The organism is Thermanaeromonas toyohensis ToBE (assembly GCF_900176005.1).
GTDB classification, from domain to species: Bacteria; Bacillota; DSM-521; order Neomoorellales; family Neomoorellaceae; genus Thermanaeromonas; species Thermanaeromonas toyohensis.
In genome coordinates, this window is the sequence record NZ_LT838272.1 from 3,026,121 (window position 1) to 3,047,335 (window position 21,215).

Below are 21,215 nucleotides of genomic sequence, written 5' to 3' on the forward strand. Positions count from 1 at the left end.
CTTTTATCATGGTGAGTTTTACTTCCCAGTTGGGGTTCAAGATTATTTCCCTTTACTTCCGCTTCTCCTCCGCCATGTATGTGTAGGTATTAATTTGGTGGGGTGTGTATACCCGGCTCGCTGTTATTAGAAATTTCCTTTTAGACATACTCTCACCTAAAAAATTCTAAAAGTTACCTTAAAGGCGATAGTGCCATACGCCGATATGTATGTCGCCTGCCCTTTATAGCTATAGAGTAAGTCATGATATTCTCTGGAAAGGCTATACCAGAAAACCCAGCATCTCCTATATGGTGAATGTCAGCGCCGACCATCTTACTGTTAAGCGCCAGACTACGAAGGGTGTCATGGTCAGCCCCTTCCTGGGAGGTTCCAATAGTAGTTATGGCTAAGCATTTATTACTATGAATAAACTGTATCCATTTGTGGGCTATCTCAATAGTTACTCCTGGTATGGTCCCGGGAGCCGGGATCAGTACTCCATCAGCACCTGCTTCAATTAAGGCTTTAATAACCTCAATATTTACTAGAGTCTCCCCGCTTTCTTCCCTTACCCCAGCGCCATGCATCCGGCCAGCCATTATTATTAACCTATCTTTTAGCTTGTTTTTAATGTTTCTTACAGCTTTTACCACATCTTCGTTTGTTACCCCAGTAGAGGGATTCCCGGTTATAACGATAAAATCAGCCCCTTGGGAAAGAGCTAGTTCAGCATTAGCCGGAGTAGCCATTCTTCCCTGGGAAATATATGGTGGATTGCTGGGTTCTAAATTAATGCCCACTGGCCGCCCAATTAATTCTTTAATATCCTTTATTATCCGGCCATAACCTGGAGAAACTCTAGTAAAACCTAAAGACATCTCAGAAGAAATTTCGGACGGCATCCCAAAAATACAAGGGGATACTACATCATAACCGTTAAGCAGCACCATGTCCGCCCCAAAAGCACCTGCAAGCTCTGCATTTGTAACCCCATCTACCAACGGAGGACATTGGCATACCACTTCAGCCATTATAGTTCTGCCCTCCGAAAGGAAAATTGCATCTTTTAACTCGGAAGACTTCATACCCTTAAAGTCACTGGCCTTGGCTTCTAAAATCCGCATACCCATCTCTGCTTTCACCCTTTAAGCTCACCATAAATAAAGTGTCTTCTCCTGCTTTGACTACTAAATCTCTGGCTCGCCTATCCATAATTACACCAGGAAAGGGGTTTAAAATAATTACAGGGGAAAGGGCTGATTCAGCTTCTTGGCGGATAATTTCTAAGTTAAACTTAATGAGCAACTGACCCTTTTTAACTTCCTCCCCTACTTGTACAATCTTGTTAAAGGCTTTTTCTAATTTTGCTGTCCCGATACCAATATGAATTAAAAGGTTACCCCCGGTTTTAAGATTTAAGACTATAGCATGACCAGTAGGAAAAATAGTTTCCACCCGGCCATCAGCCGGTGCTAAAACCACTTCTTCGAGCGGATCAATTGCCAGGCCCTCCCCTAACATTTTCTGCGCAAATACTTGATCTGGGACTTTCTCTAGCGGTAGTATTCTTCCGGTAAGGGGAGATAATAGTTCAACAATTTTAGCTCCCTGATTGCTGCTCATACCTTTTATTCCTTCATCTCGCTTAATATTTTCTTCATTTCGCTTTCAATCAGATCTGCTACAGTTCCTAACACCACCTGGACTGAACCCTCTTTTTTTATTACTCCTACCGCGCCCAAAGCTCGAAGCTTTTTGTCATCTACTAAACCTGGATTGTTTACTATTACCCGAAGCCGGGTGATACAAGAATCTAACGATTTAATGTTGGTCTTCCCCCCCAAAGCCTCTATCATTTTTCTCGCTTTGTCTGACAACTTTGTTCCCTCCCAGGTCAAAAAGTTTTAGAGGGGAGAGGAGAAATCCCTCCTTCCCCCCTGCTTTATATTTTAAAAATTTATGTTTGCTGCGTTTCCTCTATCTCCTCTTCCCTGCCAGGAGTAGGTAAATTTAAAAGGCGAATAGCGGTTCGGAAAATAACATAGTATATTACGCCAAAAACCAAGCCAAGGGGAATTAACCACAGGGGTTTAGTAGCTAGACCATAGTTAAGTATATAATCGATAAACCCTGCAGAAAAACCAAAACCATGCTTAATGCCCAAAGCAGTAGTTATGGCCATAGAAACTCCTGCTAATAAAGCATGAATAATATAAAGAATTGGTGTGAGGAACATAAAAGTAAATTCAATAGGTTCTGTGATACCAGTAAGGAAAGAAGTGAGGGCGGCGCTAAAAAGAATACCTCCTACCACTTTCTTTTGGCTAGGTTTAGCTTCATGATACATGGCTAATGCCACACCAACTAAACCAAACATCATAATCGGGTACCAACCAGCCATAAAATTGCCAGCAGTAGGATCTCCAGCGAAAAAACGACTTAGATCGCCATGCACTACTGTACCATCTGGTTTAGTAAAACTGCCAAAAACAAACCAAACTAAGCTATTTATAATATGGTGGAGACCAAAAGCAATAAGGATCCGGTTAAGAAAGCCAAAGACAAAAACTCCAATTACACCAGCACTAACTATCCATGTCCCTACTTCGTTAATAACTTTCTGGACTGGAGGCCAGAGGTATCCAAAAGCGACTCCTAATACAAGGGCCCAAAAAGCGGTAATGATAGGAACAAAACGCCGACCGCCAAAAAAGCCAAGATAATCAGGAAGTTTAATATTATGGTATTTATTGTAAAGTACGGCAGCCAAGGCACCAGTTAAAATACCGGCTAATACCCCCATGTTAATATCTTTATTCATTACAGCTAATACTTTTGTAAATACAATATAACCAACCATCGCCGAAAGGCCCGCAACCCCTGCCTGTTCCGCTAGGCCTATCCCTACCCCAATAGCAAACAGTAAAGGTAAGTTGGCAAAAATAGCTCCTCCCGCCTCAGCCATTACCTTTATATTTAAAAGATCAGGTTGACCTAACCGCAAAAGCAAAGCTGCAGCAGGAAGAACTGCAATAGGAGTCATTAAAGCTTTGCCTATCTTTTGTAAAGAACCAAAAAAATTCATTTTTCATCTGTACCCCCTTCCTCTTAGTTTAATTAGCTTTAAAATGTTAATTTCTCCACAAAGCTTACTTAATCATTTCCACCCCCCACATAAGGTTAAATTTACAAGCCCAAAAACAAAAATGAGCTAGAAGCCACCTTACGGCTTTCTAGCTCATGCCTGCCACTTTAGCAGTAACACGCTAGTTTTAGAAAATCCATCTATCTATATACTTTTATTTTAAAGTTTTTTATCCAACTTAGAATAAACCTTTAACCTTTGAAGGTGTAAAGCTAGATAACCTATTTCGTCCTCACTGATCTGGCAACACAATTCTTCTTCCATAATTCTTGCTAATTTAATTGCTAGCTGATAAGAATCATAAAACTCCGTTTTAATTTTGTCAAGCAGAGGATTTCGGGGATTTTTCCCACTAGTAATGCATTCTAAGGCCAATTTTAAATGGGTAACGAGGCGAATATAAGCTATTTCTCCCTCTTGAAAAGCAATCCCTAACTCTTTTTCTATATTGTTTATTATCTTTTGGATAAGAGTGGTATGTTTTAATATAGTTTTGGGGGGTTGGTTACGGCGTGCAGCGTATAAATGCAAAGCCAAAAAGCCCTGTTCTTCCTCTGGTAAGATAACGCCTATCCGCTCTCGGATTAAGCGCAGCGCCTCTCCTGCAATGGCATATTCTTCAGGATATAAAATCTGGATTTCATTTAAAAATAGATTGGGTATTTCAATACCTTTTTTGACGCGCTCGATAGCAAATCCTATATGATCAGGAAGTGCAAGATGGATATGCTCATTTAATGGGCTCCCTAATTTGTGAGAGGCTATACTAATAATCTCTTCTGCCACCTGGATAATATCTTCGTCTATAATTTTAAGAAGCTGAAAATATTGTTGGTGTTTTGCCTCATCAAGAAAGAAAAACACCTTTTCTACTTTATGGGTATCAAGGAGGGTTCCTCTTGCCCCTGGAGAAAACCCCAACCCCTTCCCCATGGCAATAACTTCCCGACCAGTCTTTATATCTTTGGCTAAAACCACGTTATTGTTTAATGGCCTGATCAATTGAAGTTCCATATCCCTATGGGGCCCCTTACTTATAATTATCCATCTCTATCTCCAAAAAATTAGACCTATAGAGAGCACTCTACAAGAAACTATAACATGATTTTACCCACCCCTGCAATATTAACCCTATTGAAGTTCTGGTCTAAACGGCTGTTTACTCGCTCTACCGCTGTACGCTTCTTGTAAAGCTTCTGCCAGCGGTAGCTGAAACGTGCTAGAGGCATGAACACCCTCCGCTCTTCTTTAAGGGGTATTCGAATACTGCTCTTAACCGGACATTTTTCTATACCTTTATTACATTTGAGCCCATAATGCCTGGCCGGACAGCGGTATTTTAATGTATTTAGTAACAGCTAACTTTGTCCTTATAGTCGTATACTTATGTTCTATTTAGCACCCTAACCAATTTGGAAAATCTCCGTATAGAAGTTATAATCATCTCAGAGGGTAAGGCCCCCGTCTCAACTCCTTTTGAAAATAGGAGCAGCGGAAAATGAGCTATTCGGTTGCGCACAGGGCAGCAGTGCTCCTAGCAGCAGGTGAATCCAGGCGTATGGGACGTCCCAAGGCCCTTCTACCCTGGGGACATTCCACTCTATTGGAATATAATCTCCAGGAGCTGGTGGCAGCTGCGAACCAGGTCGTGGTGGTGCTAGGAGCGCATGCAGACCGCCTCAGATCCCTAGTAAGGCCACCGGTTCAGGCGGTGTTCAATCCGGATTGGCCGAGCGGGCGGGTCTCGTCGGTGCTCGCAGGCCTCAGAGCCCTTGGGGCCCCGAGTTCTATTCTTATCGCGGGGGTAGATTCACCCTTGGCCCCTGGCCTCGCAATTCGCTTGTTCGAGGCCCACGCTGCTAGCGGCTGTCCCATTACTGTTCCCACCCATGGTGGCCGTTTCGGTCATCCCCCCGTCTTTGACGGTTCCTTACTTCCAGAGCTCCTAGGGATTACAGAGGAGGGGGAGGGGCTACGGGAAGTCTTGCGCCGTTATCCTGTGTATACCCTTGAAGTCCCTTATCCCTCAGTGCTTTGGAACTTTAATCGACCTGAAGATTACGAGGCAGCATACCGTTTAGTTCATGGGTTATGACCACTGAAACCTTAAAACCGGTGCCTTTTATTTACGCCGCGGTTCCTATGCCAGCAAGCAAAGTATGCCTGGCGCTTGGGGGTTGCCTGCACCTGGTCAATTAAGACTGTGGAAGCCGGATAATCTTTGAGGTAACGGGAATGGCTCTGAAACTAAAAGGGAAATCGAGAGAGAGCGCTGTTCGGTAAACATTGATATTCCACCTATGATAGCCGAACTGCGCCGTCGAATAGTTGAGCGCTAAAAACTCCTCCAAAGGTCATTTTCTCTTGAGGGAGTTAGGGTTTTTAGCTTTCTAAAATTGAAATTTATCCACACTGGACTTCCCACCTCTAGTCTTTGTTCTTCCGCTGTGAGGCAAGGTATTTCTACCGTGAGCAAGTGCCCCTCTACCTCTACTTGGCATTGGATGGTGTACCGGCCAGGGGAAGTTTTAATTATCCTCCCTTTATATTTATTAATTCCAGGAGCAGGAGGGGGATAAATAGATAAACTAATATCATAGGGCATAATAGCTATCTCTCTTAAGCTATCCCCTCCCTCCCAGGGGACTAGCAAAACTAACTTACCGCAATGGGCCCTGGCTAGTCCAGGGCCTATCGCTTCATATCTATCCACTTTCAAAAGATTGGGAGGGGGGATAAAACCCTGAATTTTAGCTGCTGGGCGCAGGAAAATTTCTTCTGGAGTCCCTACTTGACCTAACTCGCCCTCCACTATGACTGCTATCCGGTCTGCCAGCTCCCGCGCCTCCGAGAAGTTATGGGTAACATATAGGGTAGTTAAAGATAGACGGCGCTGAAGCTCTTTTATCTCTAAACGTAAAAGCTTAGCTAAGCTGTAATCAAGGTTGCTCAAGGGCTCGTCCAAAAGTAAAATACGGGGCTCTACGGCCAGGACCCGAGCTAAAGCTACCCTTTGCTTTTCTCCCCCGCTTAAATTCCTAGGATAACGGCTTCTAAGATGGCCAATATTTAAAAGTTCCATCACCCGGGATATTCTTCCTGGTATTTCTGCCAGGGAAAATCCCTTGGCTTTAAGCCCAAAGGCTATATTGTGGTACACATCCATGTGGGGAAATAAGTATAGTTCCTGGAATACATAGCCGATCTGGCGTTTTTCGGGGGGCAAGAGATCTACTTTCTCCTCTCCAAAGTACACTTCTCCCTCATATTCCACTAGGCCAGCAATAACATTTAGTAAAGTAGTTTTGCCAGCACCAGTAGGTCCTAAAAGAACCAATAGTTCCCCCTCTTTAATCTCTAAATCAATTTCTTTAAGGCAAAACTTGGTAGATATCTTCTTTAGGGTAATGGCTGGCATATTGTACTCCCAACCCTTTTACCTCTATTTCCAGGCCCCAGTTAATTTATGCTCTAACCAGAGGAATATCCTTTCTCCCCCAAAGCTCATAAGGGAAAGGATAAACAGGCAGACAAAAATTATATCTACCCGTATAAGGCTTTCTGCATTTATAAGCAAAGCCCCTATACCGGTGGGGATAGCTATCATCTCTGCTGCCACTACTGTGCGCCAGGCCATGCCAGCTTCTAACCGCAAGCCAGTAAAGATGTAAGGCAGGGCTAGGGGAATTATCACGTGGTGCAATATAAGCCAAGGGGAAGCACCTAATACCCGCGCCGTTTGGATATATTTAGGGTTTACAGATCTTATGCCAGCGATGGTATTATAAAGCAAAGGGAAAAAGGAGCATATAAATATTAAGGTAACAGGCAAAGCTTCGCTTAGGCCTAGCCAGAGCATAAGCAAAGGGAGCCACCCTAAGGCAGGTATAGGGTATAAAATGCTAAATAAGGGTGCTAGGCTCTTGTAGGCTAGATTAGAGCATCCCAGGATTATGCCCATTACCACTCCTGTTAAGCTCCCTAAAACAAAACCTCCCACTACGCGGAGCAAAGAAAGGGTTAGATGTTTTAACAAAATGCCCTCCCCTGCCAAGTATACAAATTCAGCTATGACTTTACTAAAAGGAGGGAAAAGGGGAGAAGCAATCAAGCGTGCTCCTACCTCCCAGCCGCTTAGGAAAAGAAAGGTAGGTATCCAATAAGCCCAAGTTAGCCTCCCATCTTTTTTAGAGAACATCTTAGTCTTTCTCCCTCAATCGCTATATAACACTTCTTCCGCTCTAACCTGTTTTTTAAGGTAGCCATAATAATACATAAGGTCTATTATTTTTTGTATCTCCTGGGCATCTAAATGGGGGTTGTAGTCGAGGTTGGACATGGATTCCTTGATTACCGCTGGTGTGACACTTATATCAGCCTCAGGACTCGACATCTCTTCCTTAACGGTATTTTGGTATTGATTTAAGCTATGGGCTACTATGTTAGCCGTTTCTTCCCGGTGGCTATTTATAAACTCAGTGGCCTTTTTATTAAGGGAAATAAGTTTTTTCACTGCTCCAGGGTGCTCCTTTAAAAATTTATCTGTAACTATTAAAACGCTCCCTTGCATATTAGGCCATATATCCTGGCTTTTAGCCAAGATTTTCATACCGGAAAGCTGGGCAGCCAGGGTAGTAAAATGCTCCGGAGCGAAAATAGCATCTACTTTGCCTGAACGCAAAGCTAAAAGTTGTTTGGCAGGATTCATGCGTACCGTGTGGGCCAAGATCTTCCCCCGGTCTAACTCTTTTTGTTTAATTAACAAGTTAAACAAAAGGTCAGTAGTGGCTCCTGGTTGCATGGTGGCTATTTTTACTTCTTCTTTCTCTAAATCTCTAAATTCCTTTATTTTACTGGTATTAACTACCAGACCATAACCATTTTTATGGGTACCAGCCACTATTTTCAAAGGTACTCCCCCATTGGCATAAGCCGCCAAGGCCGGTACCAGGCAGATATAAGCCATATCTATCCCACCTTTGGTGAGAGCCGCTGCCAGGGCTACCCCAGTGGCATAGACGTTAAAGCTAGTAACCTCGAGATTATTTTCTTTAAACCATCCTTTTTCCTGGGCCACATAAAAGGAAGCGGCATGGTCTGTATATTCCACCGCTACACTTAAAGGAACCCCCGCTTCTCTTTCCTTTACGTTTTTGGGGCCACATCCCTCTAGAGGTATCAATCCCGCTATTAGGATAGCTAAGATCAATATAAAAGCTATCTTCTGCCTCATGCCCTTTAAAAACCTCCCATCGCTTAATTGAAAAGCAAATTAAAAACCCCACCGGAGGAGGTGGGGTTTCACCCCTTTAATCCTCCTTTTCGAAACGGAAGGCATAGCGGTTTCCCTGCTATACCCCGCGGGCTTAAAAAGCCCGGGCCAACCTGCCATAGGAGGCTTCCCTTAGGCCAGGAAGGCTCGGAGGTAAACTAAATTTAACATATGTTCGATTCGCTTTTTTATATTCGACAGCTACACATAAACTCCTTCTTGAACACGATTTAAATTTATTTAAGCCAAGAGGAGAATGATCCAGGGATTTAAAGCAAGCGGTAACCCACCCCCGGCTCGGTTATAAGGTGACGTGGCCGAGAGGGATCAGCTTCTATCTTGCGTCGAAGCTGGCCAATATAAACCCTCAAGTAATGGATTTCATTCTCATACGGGGGACCCCAAACCGCCCGCAAAAGTTGCCTGTGGGTAAGGACTTTACCTGCATTTAAGGCTAAATTTTTTAAAAGCTCGTATTCAGTAGGGGTAAGCTTAACCTCTTCTTCGCCTACTGTAACCCTTCGCCTGGCTAAGTCTATTTTTAAATCTTCAAAGTATAATACAGGTTCCTCTGTAGTCCCTGCCCTATGCCGCAAGGCTGCGCGTATACGAGCAAGCAACTCACCCATACTAAAAGGCTTGGTAACATAATCATCAGCTCCGGCATCTAACGCCTGTATCTTATCAGCCTCGTGTTCCCTCACGGAAAGAATTATAACAGGTGTAGATGACCATTCCCGCAGCCGCTTTATAACCTCTAGGCCATCCATATCAGGCAACCCTAAATCCAGAATAATTACATCAGGCTTATAAAGAGCGACCTGCTCCAGCCCTTCCTCGCCGGTAGCAGCCTCTTCTACCTGGTATCCATGTCCAGACAGGGCTACTTTTAAAAGCCGACGGATTTGAAGCTCATCGTCAATTACTAGTACCCGCGCCCCTTTAGTCTCCATCTTTTTCACCTACCCTGGCAGGGGGTATTTCACCTGGTCCAGTACCAGGTAAAGGTAAGGTAAAGGTAATGGTAAGTCCTTCCAGGTGATTGCTAGCCCAGATCCGGCCACCATGGGCTTCCACAATTCCTTTGCAAATAGCCAGACCTAACCCCGTCCCGCCCACGGCAGGAGAAGTTGGTATCCGATAAAATTTATCAAAAATGCGTTCTAGATCTTCGGAAGAAAGCCGGGGCCCTTTGTTGCTGACCGCAATTTCCATCCAACCATCCTTACAGCTGACAGTTAACAGTATCTCGCTACCTGGCGGAGAGTATTTTAAAGCATTATCCAGTAAATTTACCAGCACTTGTTCTATCAGTATGAAGTCAGCTTTTATCAAGGGTAAATGGGGATCCACCTTTATAGTTAAAGGCCGCGATTTTAAAGCCTCTCCTAGCCGGCTGGTAGCTACTCCTATAACATCTTCTATATCTACCCATTCCTGCCTAAGCTTAAGCAAGCCGCTTTCTAGCCGCGCCATATCTAAAAGGTTACTAACGAACCTGTTCATACGGCTAGCTTCCTGTTTTATCGTTTGCAGTAGCTCTCGACGGGTGGCGGCATCAAAAACTTTATCTCCCTCTAAGAGGCTAGTGACCGCGCCGATAATCGAGGCCAAGGGTGTACGTAAATCATGGGAAAGGGAATTAAAAAGGGCGGAGCGCAAGCGCTCTGACTCAGCTAAAAAGCGGGCTTCCTGGGCTTCCCTTTGAAGCTTAAGCCGGGTTATAGCCAAAGCCGCCAGCCCTGCAAAAGCTTCCGCTAAGCGCAATTGCTCCGGCTGAAGGCCTTTTAAAGAGCCTTTTAAAGAAATTCCCAGCACACCTTGTACCCCTTCACCTGCCTGTAAAGGAAGATAAAGGCCCCCTGCCCCGCTCAAAGTATCTGTGCCCTGGCCGGCTTTATGGCCGTTCTTAAATACCCAAGTAGCCACTGCCCGCTCGTTTTCATCCCAAAAATTTTTTTCATAATCCCTTGAGCTAGCGCTAATTTGCAATTTCCCCTCTTTGTCTGGTAATAATAGGGCTACAGGCCGCTCTAAAGTTTCAGCTACTTTTTGGGTAATTTTTTCTAAAACTGGCTTAAGTTCCGCCACCGCCGCTATATCACGGCTTAAAGAGTAAAGGGCAGCTAGTCTGTCCCCCCGCTCTCGGCAACTTTTTACCTCCGCCTTTAGCCGGTTAGATAAAGTGCCAGTAAATAAGGCTACTAACACAAAAATGATAAAGCTTATAATATAACGGAGATCAGAAACGGAGAAACTACCCCTAGGTGGAATAAAAAGGAAATCAAAAAGAAGAAAACTGCTTATAGCTGCTACTACGGCAGGACCCGCTCCCCATCTCACAGCGCTAAACAATACAGGTAACAAGAAAAGCATAGCTATATTTACTAAACCCAGGGAAAATTGCCACCAAACACAGAAACCAGCCACGATAAGGGAAGCACCTAAAGCCCCTATATAGGAGGTCCAAGAAAAGGGACGCGCAATTAAAGGAAAATAAAGCTTTTCTGGAGGCTGGTATTTTCCAGGGATAACATGCACGCTAATCCCTTGGCTATGGCGTATAACTTTATCCACTACCGATCCATGGATGAGCTCCCAGAATCTTGAATGTAAGGGTTTCCCGATGACGATATGCGTAACATTCCGCTTTCTAGCCAGTTCTAAAATCTCTTCCGCTACGTCTTCCCCGGAAAGGGTTATAGTTTCAGCTCCTAACTCTTCCGCTAAGCGAAGATTCTTGGCCAACCGTTCCTTTTCTTCTTCCTGGGCGGGAAAGCGACCTGGAGTATCAACGTATACAGCTAGCCACTCCGCCTCTAACCCTTCAGCCATCCTCCGGGCCACCCTGATTAAACGAGCTGAAAAAGGGCTAGGGCTAACACAGACCATAACCCGTTCTCCTGCCGGCCAAGGCCCGGGGATGCCATGGGCCCGCATATAGGTTTCTAACTGGCGGTCTACCCTTCTGGCTGCATAGCGCAGGGCTAGCTCCCGTAAAGCATTTATGTTTCCCGGCCGGAAAAATCGCCTTAAGGCTTCTTCAGCCATCTCCGGTACATAGACTTTACCCTCTTTAAACCTTAAAATAAGCTCTTCTGGGGGCACATCTATTAGCTGAATTTCGGCTGTTTCTAATATCCGATCGGGTACGGTCTCCCGTACCCTGATACCTGTGATCTGGGCCACGATATCATTTAGGCTTTCTAAATGCTGGATGTTTAGAGTAGTATAAACATCTATCCCTGCGTTAAGTAATTCCTCTACATCCTGATAACGCTTGGCGTGGCGTGACCCAGGTACATTAGTGTGGGCCAATTCATCTACTAAGGCTAGGGCAGGTCGGCGGGAAAGAAGGGCATCCAGATCCATCTCTAAAAACTCTTTACCCCGATAAATCAGGCGCCGAGGTGGTATGATAGGCAAACCCTCTAAAAGGGCTTCTGTCTCCGCCCGACCGTGGGTTTCTACCCAACCCACTACTACATCCACACCCTCTTTTAACCTCTCCTGAGCTGCTTCCAGCATAGCATAGGTTTTCCCTACCCCTGCGGCAGCCCCCAAAAAAACGGTAAGCTTCCCTCGCTCTTCTTGTTCAACGCTCTCTAAAAGAGCCTCTGGGTCCGGCCGGTGCTCCTTCTCCATATAACCTAACCACCTTCTACCTTAAAGCATCCAAAGCTAGATTAAGTTTTAAAACATTCACCCGGGGTTCGCCTAAAAAACCAAACTGACGACCCTCAATATGTTGTTCCACAAGCTGTCTGATCTTTTCTTCTGGTATTCCCCGCATCCGGGCTATCCGGGGTACTTGAAGGTAGGCAGCCTCTGGGCTTATATGGGGATCCAGGCCGCTAGCTGAAGCTGTTATCAAGTCAGCAGGCACCGTTTCATTTACTGATAATCCATTCTCCTCCCGGGTTCTTACTAGCCGTTCGGCAATAGCTTCTAACAGCTTTTTATTAGTAGGACCTAAATTAGAACCTCCCGAAGCAGTAGCATCATATCCTTCCCCTGCAACCGAAGGCCGGCCATGAAAATAACGGGGGTCTGTAAATTTTTGGCCTATAAGCTCCGAACCCACCACCCGCCCATCCTGGTAAATTAGAGATCCTTTAGCTTGGCGGGGAAAAAGGAGATAAGCCAGACCTGTGGTGGCTAGGGGATATATAAAACCTAAAAACAGTGTCATGGTAAGAAGCATTATGATCGAAGTTAAAACTATCCTCTTCATAAAATAATATCCCTTCCCTAAAGCTTAAGCTTAGTATTCTTTACACCAGGCCTAAAACGACTAAGAACAAGTCGATAAGTTTTATACCTATAAACGGGGCTATTAAACCGCCTAAGCCGTATATTAAAAGATTTTGCCTAAGGATAGCGTTGGCTCCTAACGGCCGGTAGGCAACCCCCCGGAGGGCTAAAGGGATCAGGGCTATTATAATCAAGGCGTTAAAGATGACCGCGGAAAGAATAGCGCTAGCAGGAGTAGCCAGTCCCATTATGTTTAAAGCTTTAAGCTCGGGATAAGTAGTGGCAAACAGGGCCGGGATAATAGCAAAATACTTGGCTACATCATTAGCTACGCTAAAGGTAGTCAAAGCGCCCCGTGTCATCAAGAGCTGTTTGCCTATTTCCACGATCTCTAAGAGTTTAGTGGGATTGCTGTCCAAATCCACCATATTGCCCGCCTCTTTGGCTGCCTGGGTCCCGGTATTCATGGCCACTCCTACGTCAGCCTGAGCCAAAGCTGGGGCATCATTAGTCCCATCACCGGTCATAGCCACCATATGTCCCTTGGCCTGGTACTCGCGGATGAGTTTTAGCTTGGCCTCCGGGGTAGCTTCAGCCAGGAAATCGTCCACCCCTGCTTCCGCGGCTATGGCCGCTGCTGTCAAAGGGTTATCCCCCGTAATCATTACTGTTTTAATACCCATGCGGCGTAGCTGGGCGAAGCGCTCTTTGATGCCTCCCTTGACTACATCCTTAAGGTAAATAACCCCTAATACCTTTGCCCCTTCAGCCACTACCAAGGGGGTCCCTCCTTCCCGGGCCACCTTTTCTACTGTAGCCTTGACCTCTTCGGGTAAGGCACCTCCCTGTTTTTGAACATAAGCCTCAATGGCATCCACTGCTCCTTTGCGTATTTCCCTTCCCTCTATATTTACACCGCTCATGCGAGTATGGGCGCTAAAGGGGACGAAAGTGGCTCTTAAACTACTCAAATCCCTTTCCCTAAGGTTAAATTTATTTTTAGCCAGCACGACAATACTCCTACCTTCTGGCGTCTCATCAGCCAAAGAAGCTAGCTGGGCTGCATCTGCGAGCACTTCTTCGGATACTCCAGGAGCTGGAATAAAGGAAGTGGCCATACGATTGCCCAGGGTAATAGTTCCCGTCTTATCTAAAAGTAACACATCCACATCGCCAGCTGCTTCTACAGCCCGACCAGACATGGCCAATACATTGCGTTTAAGTAGTCTATCCATACCCGCGATCCCTATGGCGCTTAAAAGTCCCCCGATAGTGGTGGGGATAAGGCATACCAACAAAGCGATTAAAACGGGTATGGATGCCCAGGTACCTGAGTAAAGGGCAAAGGCTTCCAGAGTAGCTACCGCCAGTAGAAAAATGATAGTCAAAGCTACCAGCAATATGGTCAAAGCGATCTCATTAGGCGTCTTTTGCCTCTTAGCCCCTTCCACTAGACTTATCATCCGGTCTAAAAAAGTTTCTCCTGGATTGGCCGTTATGCGTACCTTGATCCAGTCTGAGAGAACTCGCGTTCCTCCCGTTACAGAGCTACGGTCTCCTCCCGATTCCCTAATAACTGGAGCCGACTCTCCCGTAACCGCGCTCTCATCTACAGAGGCGATCCCCTCAATTACCTCCCCGTCACCCGGGATAATATCTCCAGCTTCTACCAGAACAATATCGCCCTTGCGCAGCTCTGAAGCAGGTATCTTTTTTATCTGGCCATCGACCAGTTTCTTGGCCACTGTCTCCTTCCTTGTGCGACGTAAGGCGGCAGCTTGGGCCTTACCCCGGCCTTCAGCCAAAGCCTCTGCAAAATTAGCAAAAAGAACAGTCAGCCAAAGCCATAAGGTGAGTTGTAAATTGAGATTTATGGCTTCTTTCATCCCCGCTAGCAGATCACGGAAAGTAAAAAAAGTAGTAAGCAAAGCCCCGATTTCTACTACAAACATTACTGGGTTGCGCCACTGAAAGCGGGGATTAAGCTTAAGAAAAGCATCTTTAGCAGCCGGTAATAAAGAAGCGCGCATTAAACTTGCCCTAGATTTAGCCAGGCGATTAGATAAGTCGTCTTCCCGCAGCATATAAGCCTAAATTCCCTCCTTCTGGCCACTTTAAAAAGTTTTACCCCTTAACATTAAAAGATGCTCTACTATAGGACCCAGGGCCAGGGCAGGGAAAAAGGTTAAAGCCCCCACAATAAGCACTACTATAGCGAGTAGAAAAACAAAAAGGGGAGTGGTAGTTTGGAAAGTACCTGGCCCCGGCGGTATAGTCTTTTTAGCCGCCAGGCTCCCAGCTATAGCCAAAGCAGGCAGGATAACCCCAAAACGTCCTATAAGCATAGTAATACCTAAGGTTATATTGTAAAAAAGGGTATTAGCATTTAGCCCCGCAAAGGCGCTGCCGTTATTCCCAGCGCTTGAGGAAAAGGCATATAGGATTTCGCTTAAGCCATGGGGCCCTGAATTTAAAAGGGAAGAAGTCCCTGCTTGAGTTATTGCCGCTACAGCACTACCTAAGAGTATGGCGGCCGCAGGGATGAGCACAGCTAGGGTGGCCATTTTCATTTCCCAAGCTTCAATTTTTTTACCCAAGTATTCTGGTGTGCGGCCCACCATAAGTCCCACAATAAACACCGTAAGGAGGACAAAAATTAGCATCCCATAAAGCCCTGCCCCTGCTCCTCCAAAAATAACTTCTCCCACCATCATCTGAAGTAGAAGAATAAACCCTCCTAAGGGGGTAAAACTATCGTGCATAGAATTAACAGCCCCACAAGCCACAGCAGTGGTTATAGTCGCAAATAGAGAAGATTGGGCTAAACCGAATCTTACTTCTTTACCTTCCAGGGCCGTAGGAGAACTTACCCCTAAAGCTTTAATGAGGGGGTTACCATAATATTCGCTGGCGTAAACTATACTTAAGCCCAAAACAAAGAGCAAAAACATAGCGGCCAGAATAGCTATTCCCTGGCGGCGATCCCCTACTAACCGGCCAAAGGTTATAGGCAAGGCAGCGGGAATGACCTGCATGGCTAACATTTCTAGCAGATTAGTAAAAGGCGTGGGATTTTCATAGGGGTGGGCTGAATTGGCGCCAAAAAATCCCCCTCCATTGGTACCCAAAAGTTTAATGGCCTCCTGGGAAGCCACTGGCCCCATAGCCAGGGTCTGTTCTCTCCCTTCTAGGGTGGTAACTTTTAAATAGGGGCTTAAGTTTTGGATAACACCTTGGGAAACCAGGACTAAAGCTAGGAGCAGGGAAAGGGGTAATAACACCCAAAGGGTAGCCCGGGTAAGATCTACCCAGAAGTTGCCTAAAAAGCTAGTCTCCCGCCGGATAAAGCCCCGGGTTAAAGCTAAAGCTACTGCGATACCCGTAGCAGCCGATAAAAAATTTTGCACAGTCAAGGCAACCATCTGGGTGAAGTAGCTCATGGTCCTTTCGCCAGCATAGGCCTGCCAGTTAGTATTGGTCATGAAACTTGCTGCCGTATTGAAAGCCAAATCTTGCGGTACAGCGCCAAAATGCTGGGGGTTAAAGGGCAGTATCCCTTGAAAACGCTGAATCAGGTAAACAACAAGCATCCCTAAGAAGTTAAAAATTAAAAGTGATAGCGCGTACTCGCGCCACCCCATTTCCTTTTTAGCATCAACCCGGGCTAGGTGGTAAAAAATTTCCTCCAGTGGCTTCAAGACTGGATCTAGAAGCGTCCTCTCTCCCTTAAAAACCCGGGCCATGTAATGACCTAGGGGGACAGCCAAAAGTACAAGTACCAGTAGATAAAAGCCCATCTGAAGTAAGTCAAAACGCAAGCCTAATACACCCCACTTCTTTATAGTTCTTCTGCCTTCATTAAGGTGTAGAGTAGATAAATAAGAAGGCCTATAGAAACTACGGCCCCCAGGAGAATATCTAACATATATCGTCCCCCTATAAGTTGTTTTTCTGAAACTGATATGAATTATACCCTTAGGTCGCCTAAATCTAAGATCAAAAATAGAACGGGAAGGGTAAAAAAAGCATAAAAAAATCCTCCCTACCCGGGAGGAACACAGCATAGCGTTTCTTCAACTGGAGGTAAATTCAATATAGCTCTGCCTTCTTCCATAAGGGTAACCCAGGAGTTCATGGCCTCTCGTACCGATATAATATTACTTCCTTTTATCTGCACCCCTAAGATAGCCCCTGTATCCCTGGCATAAATCATCCTTACTACTGGACTTCCTGGATAAGTATTAAGCTTTATATCAACTCTTCCGGCTTCTATACCCAAGGAGGCCGCCTTAAGCCAAGTTAACCCTGCACTTCCTAAGGCAAGCCCCCCTATAGCAAGCAACAGCTTATCTATCCTTATTTTTCTTGTCTTCTTAGGGCCATATAAGTTAGCCGCTGCTACTCGTGCCTCGTGGCCCGCCATACTTGCCCTTCTTATGTATGAACTGTCAGTGTCAAAAAAGAAAGGCTTGGAGGCACAATCCCCTACAGCAAAGACATCTTCTTTACTAGTGCGCAAGTATTCGTCTACTTTTATGCCTCCTTCTCCGATCTCTATACCCGCTCGGAAGGCCAGGTCTATGTTGGGTACTAATCCAATAGCTAAAACTACTACTTCCGCCTTAAGGAGTTCTCCTGTGGAGATCCGGACTGATTGGACCTGCTCTTTCCCGTAAAACTCTTCGATAGTAGCACAGTTAATTACTTTTATACCTTGGGACATCAACCTTTCTTCAATTAAAGAACAGAGATCTTCATCGAACATAGAGGAGAGACAATGGGGCTCTCGCTCTACCACAGTTACCCGCAAGCCTCGTAAACTGCAAGCTTCGGCCAGTTGTAAACCAGAAATCCCCCCGCCAAGGATAACAATATCTTGTGCCTGGTCCAAAGCGTTTATAAGTTCTCTTAAGTAGGCAAGGTGTTTTTTTAGGGTATATATACCTCTTAGGTGATGGCCTTTTACAGGCCAAGGGGCGGGGTGACTACCTGTAGCTAGGATTAATTTATCGTAATATAGCTGGGTAGAATCTATAAAAGACACCCATTTACCCTGCGGTTCTATCTCTTTTATCTCCTCTATTAATATTTCAATACCATTGTCCAGGAGAGAAAAGTCGTGCATTAAATTTTTCTTTAATTCACCCCTACCACAGGCATAGGCCAATCCCCAGGGTAAAAGGGGTATTCTCTCCTTACGCACAAGGGTAACTTTCCGGGAAGGAAAGTAGCCTCTGGCAGCCATAGCTGCCGTATAGCCTGCTAGGCCACCACCTATAATAAGAATATCTGTCCTTTTCATTCCAGCCGCCCTCCAAAAGGTGTCTTTTAAACTTACTTGGCTCTTAAAAAGCCCGCTATTCCCCGGCTTTCTTGATGAGGCGGCGGCAGCCGCCAAACCTTTATAACCTCCCCTTCCTCCCCTAGCCAGCGTAATATATCCCTTACCCTCTTTAAGGCCTTCTCCTGGCAAGTAGCCGGATCAGGCTTTAAGGACCGGCTACCCCATACCCTGGGCGGCCGGAAATGGCATTGATCTTCCGTACAGCCTGTAAGTATCACCTCCTTGGCGCCCATTTCCAAAGCTTTAAGCAATTCCCAGGTACCAATCCGGCTTAAGCAAGGTACTTGTAAAACACTAACGTTTTCTTTTAAACCTAAACTCCCTAGGTTTTCCCAATAAGCATAGGCACAATAGCTACAGGTATATACCACTGTAGTAGGAGTACCATCTGTACAAGTCTTTAAAGCACGTAATTCAGCTTCTATTTCCTCCTTGCTGTATCCCACCAGGGTAATAGCCCCCGCTGGGCAATGGGCCACACAGTTACCACAACCCTGACAAAGTAAGGGATTGATGCTAGAACGATTTCCAATAATGGAGGGTGCACCATGAGGGCAGACACGAACACAAGTTAAGCAAGCAGCGCAGGCTCCCTCTACCCGGGCTACCCGCCGCCAAGGCAGGTTCTTTTCTCCCTTAAGTACCAAAGCAGCTTTTAAGGCTGCCGCCTGGGCAGAGACTATGGTTTCTTCCAAACTTTTAGGCCCCTCTGCCAGCCCGCAGGTTAAGACACCAGGCACCGGTGTTTCTACCGTTTTAAGCTTGGGATGCAAAGTGGTGAAGAAACCGTATTCATCTAAGGGTAATTTAAATATCTGGGCCAGTTCCATATTATCTTGGGGAGGTTCAACACCCGTAGCTAAAACAACTAAGTCAGCAAGCAAAAACACTTCTTCTCCTAAAATGGGTTCATATACCTTAACCTTTAACCGATCCCCTCCTGCTGGCTCTACCTCTGGAGGAGCTTCAGGAGTATAGCGCACAAATAATATTCCTTGGGAACGGGCAGCTTCGTACCATTGTTCTTTAAAGCCATAGGCCATAATATCGCGGTTTAAAATATATATCTTAAGGCCTGGATTAATTTTCTTTAGCTCTAAAGCATTTTTTAAGGTCTCGCTGCAGCAAGTGCGGCTGCAGTAAGGGTGATCCTTATCCCGGGAATGGACACATTGAATGAAAACCACCGAATTAAGCCTTGCCAACTCTTCACGTTTAAATTTCAGCCGCTCTTCCAGTTTAAGTCCTGTAACCACCCGCGGATGCTGTCCGTAAAGGTACTGGTTAGGCTCTTTTTCTTTAGCACCAGTAGCAATTATTAAAGCGCCATGTTCGATTATTTCCCTTTTCCTCTCTTCATCTATTTCCACCGTACTTTTAAAACAACCCACCTGGCCTTCGCTTTTTATAACCCTAGCCCCTAGATAAAGGTGAACCTGAGGATGGGTGCTAACTTGTTCTTCCAAAGTAGAAAGCCAAGATTCAACCTGGCCACCTTCCAGCACCTGATACAAGCACCGGGCGTTCCCCCCCAAGCGCTTCTCTTTCTCTACCAAGTGTACTTCATATCCTAGCCTAGCTAAGGTAAGAGCAGAAACCATGCCCGCTACTCCACCACCCACCACTAAGGCGGCAGAATTTAAAATGGCCCCTTCTCCCATCACCTTAAGCGGTGGAGAGGATTGTACCCGGTTTACAGCTATCCGGATAAGTTCTTTAGCTTTATTTGTAGCCCTTGGGGAATCGCTATATAAGCGAGTAGCATGGGCAAGGAGATTTACTACTCTCCCTCTATTAAGTGGTAAGCCAATTTCTTTAAGGCATCTCACCATTACAGGTTCTAACGCCCGGGCGCTACAAGCAGCTATTACCACGTGACCCAAGGCCTGGTCTTTGATCAGCCTTTCTATTTCCCTGGTATCCTTTAGGGGACAAGAAATAACCCATTTAACTGCTGTTACCCCCGTTAAGGTTAAAGCGTATTTTTCTAGCTCTTTAAGGTTTAAGTTGCCTTTAAGCAGTGGACAATCGCATATAATCACCCCTATGCCAAAGCTTGAACCTGAATTTGAAGGGGAGGATTGGCTAAGGGAACTAGAGGAACTAAAATCTAAGGTATGTCCCAACTCTCGTAGCCTTAAAAGACAAGCAGCAGCGGCAGCCGAACCTTGAGTTACAGCATCAATTACATCGCAAGGACCAGTGAAAGCTCCGGCTACAAAGACACCTGGCTGCCCATTTGAGACGGGGGAAAAGGGAGAAATAGCAGCGAATCCATAACTGTTTAGGTTTATTTGTAACTTTTTAGCTATTTTTTCCCCATGAACTGGTGCTTTGACCCCTGTGGATAATATCACTAAATCAAATTCTTCTACCCGAGCCGTCCCATCATCTAAGGCATAGCGGAGAAGCAAACGGGGATGACCAGGCGGTTGTATGAGGCTATGCACACGAGACCGTATCAGGCGAAGCCTTATACTTTCCCGGGCCTTCTCTAGGTACCTTTCATAAGTTTTCCCATAAGTACGGATATCCATATAAAACAGAGTGATTTCGGGTAGTGGCAAATCCTGAAGCCGGGCCGCCTCCGCAATAAGGAGAGCTTCTTTTAAGGCATAAAGGCAGCATATAGTTGAGCAATAAGGAACGCCATGGACTGGATCCCGTGACCCTGCACACTGGATAAAAGCTACCCGTTCTACCATCCCTCCATCGCTAGGCCGGCGTAAGGCTTTACCACTAGCAAGATGCTTCTCTAATTGAAGACCTGTCCAAACACCGGGATAATGACCATAACCATAACGCCTTTCGAGTATAGAAGGTATATATTCTTCATATCCTGGGCAAAGGATAAGGGCATCTACTTCCCGGTTTTCTTCCCTTTCTTTATGGTAAAGACGTAAAGTAAAGCGCCCTTCTTTGCCGGTTATATCTTTCACTTCTACCCCTGAAAGTACTTCTACTTTTCCGGGTTCTAGCAGATTAATAAAATAAGGCGAGCGAAGGCAGAAAAAACCCTGTTCAGGTGAGAGATGGCAAGCACTACAATCATTAGTAGGGAAGGTCTTTATGAGGTCTAAAAGCCTGCCCCCTGGCCTCTCTCCTCGTTCCACTAATACTACGTGGCATCCCATCCGGGCCAGATCCAAAGCCGCCTGAGCCCCTGCAATACCTGCACCTATCACTGCAACTGTGGGGCTGTGTCCAAAACCCATCTT

At 45.6% G+C, this 21,215-nt stretch carries 16 protein-coding genes, 1 pseudogene and 1 riboswitch; of the genes and pseudogenes, 1 reads left to right on the top strand and 16 read right to left on the bottom strand.

Features of this window, described 5'->3' with window-relative positions; translation table 11 throughout:
* Positions 1 to 173: 173 nt before the first annotated feature.
* The 5 genes and pseudogenes from B9A14_RS15300 to B9A14_RS18065 form a co-directional block, all read right to left on the bottom strand.
* The gene (locus B9A14_RS15300; protein WP_172839181.1) at positions 174 to 1,112 is read right to left on the bottom strand and encodes a DUF7916 family protein; all 939 of its coding nucleotides are present in this window, start codon (positions 1,110 to 1,112) and stop codon (positions 174 to 176) included.
* A complete protein-coding gene (locus tag B9A14_RS15305) occupies positions 1,078 to 1,605 on the bottom strand; it encodes a PTS sugar transporter subunit IIA (protein ID WP_084666693.1) in 528 nt (175 codons plus the stop codon). The genes B9A14_RS15300 and B9A14_RS15305 overlap by 35 nt, the downstream gene beginning before the upstream one ends.
* A 5-nt stretch (positions 1,606 to 1,610) precedes the next feature.
* Positions 1,611 to 3,067 (bottom strand): annotated as a pseudogene (locus tag B9A14_RS15310) (PTS transporter subunit EIIC).
* A gap of 219 nt (positions 3,068 to 3,286) precedes the next feature.
* The gene (locus B9A14_RS15315) at positions 3,287 to 4,141 is read right to left on the bottom strand and encodes a PRD domain-containing protein (RefSeq protein ID WP_084666694.1); all 855 of its coding nucleotides are present in this window, start codon (positions 4,139 to 4,141) and stop codon (positions 3,287 to 3,289) included.
* A gap of 80 nt (positions 4,142 to 4,221) precedes the next feature.
* Complete coding sequence (locus B9A14_RS18065) at positions 4,222 to 4,356, bottom strand: hypothetical protein (RefSeq protein WP_269456746.1); 135 nt, start codon at positions 4,354 to 4,356, stop codon at positions 4,222 to 4,224.
* Between the two features lie 269 nt (positions 4,357 to 4,625).
* On the opposite strand from B9A14_RS18065, the gene B9A14_RS15320 reads away from it, so the two are divergent.
* Entirely contained in the window at positions 4,626 to 5,222 is a 597-nt protein-coding gene (locus B9A14_RS15320) for a nucleotidyltransferase family protein (RefSeq protein ID WP_084666695.1), read from the top strand.
* A 240-nt stretch (positions 5,223 to 5,462) separates the two neighbouring features.
* On the opposite strand, the gene B9A14_RS15325 is transcribed toward B9A14_RS15320, so the two are convergent.
* The 11 genes from B9A14_RS15325 to B9A14_RS15375 all read right to left on the bottom strand — a co-directional run bounded on the left by B9A14_RS15325 (position 5,463) and on the right by B9A14_RS15375 (position 21,212).
* Positions 5,463 to 6,545 (bottom strand): ABC transporter ATP-binding protein, encoded by a 1,083-nt coding sequence (locus B9A14_RS15325; RefSeq protein ID WP_084666696.1) that lies wholly within the window; start codon positions 6,543 to 6,545, stop codon positions 5,463 to 5,465.
* Positions 6,546 to 6,569: 24 nt separating this feature from the next.
* Entirely contained in the window at positions 6,570 to 7,325 is a 756-nt protein-coding gene (locus B9A14_RS15330; RefSeq protein WP_084666697.1) for an ABC transporter permease, read from the bottom strand.
* Between the two features lie 15 nt (positions 7,326 to 7,340).
* Positions 7,341 to 8,360, bottom strand: coding sequence for an ABC transporter substrate-binding protein (locus B9A14_RS15335; RefSeq protein ID WP_084666698.1), 1,020 nt, complete (start codon positions 8,358 to 8,360; stop codon positions 7,341 to 7,343).
* Positions 8,361 to 8,426: 66 nt separating this feature from the next.
* A riboswitch (molybdenum cofactor riboswitch) is annotated at positions 8,427 to 8,564 on the bottom strand.
* 104 nt (positions 8,565 to 8,668) lie between these two features.
* Positions 8,669 to 9,352, bottom strand: coding sequence for a response regulator (locus B9A14_RS15340; RefSeq protein WP_084666699.1), 684 nt, complete (start codon positions 9,350 to 9,352; stop codon positions 8,669 to 8,671).
* Positions 9,342 to 12,044, bottom strand: a complete 2,703-nt coding sequence (locus B9A14_RS15345) for a sensor histidine kinase (protein WP_084666700.1) — start codon at positions 12,042 to 12,044, stop codon at positions 9,342 to 9,344. The genes B9A14_RS15340 and B9A14_RS15345 overlap by 11 nt, the downstream gene beginning before the upstream one ends.
* A 16-nt stretch (positions 12,045 to 12,060) precedes the next feature.
* Positions 12,061 to 12,633 carry a potassium-transporting ATPase subunit KdpC gene (kdpC, locus tag B9A14_RS15350; protein WP_084666701.1) on the bottom strand — a complete coding sequence of 191 codons (573 nt, stop codon included), beginning with the start codon at positions 12,631 to 12,633 and terminating at the stop codon, positions 12,061 to 12,063.
* A gap of 40 nt (positions 12,634 to 12,673) precedes the next feature.
* The gene (kdpB, locus tag B9A14_RS15355) at positions 12,674 to 14,683 is read right to left on the bottom strand and encodes a potassium-transporting ATPase subunit KdpB (RefSeq protein ID WP_157110091.1); all 2,010 of its coding nucleotides are present in this window, start codon (positions 14,681 to 14,683) and stop codon (positions 12,674 to 12,676) included.
* An 84-nt stretch (positions 14,684 to 14,767) separates the two neighbouring features.
* The gene (gene kdpA, locus B9A14_RS15360) at positions 14,768 to 16,450 is read right to left on the bottom strand and encodes a potassium-transporting ATPase subunit KdpA (RefSeq protein ID WP_084667201.1); all 1,683 of its coding nucleotides are present in this window, start codon (positions 16,448 to 16,450) and stop codon (positions 14,768 to 14,770) included.
* Positions 16,451 to 16,491: 41 nt separating this feature from the next.
* On the bottom strand, positions 16,492 to 16,578 hold the full coding sequence (gene kdpF, locus B9A14_RS18345; RefSeq protein WP_084666703.1) for a K(+)-transporting ATPase subunit F: 87 nt from the start codon (positions 16,576 to 16,578) through the stop codon (positions 16,492 to 16,494).
* Positions 16,579 to 16,695: 117 nt separating this feature from the next.
* A complete protein-coding gene (locus tag B9A14_RS15370) occupies positions 16,696 to 17,955 on the bottom strand; it encodes an NAD(P)/FAD-dependent oxidoreductase (protein WP_084666704.1) in 1,260 nt (419 codons plus the stop codon).
* 32 nt (positions 17,956 to 17,987) lie between these two features.
* A complete protein-coding gene (locus B9A14_RS15375) occupies positions 17,988 to 21,212 on the bottom strand; it encodes an FAD-dependent oxidoreductase (protein WP_084666705.1) in 3,225 nt (1,074 codons plus the stop codon).
* Positions 21,213 to 21,215: the final 3 nt, after the last annotated feature.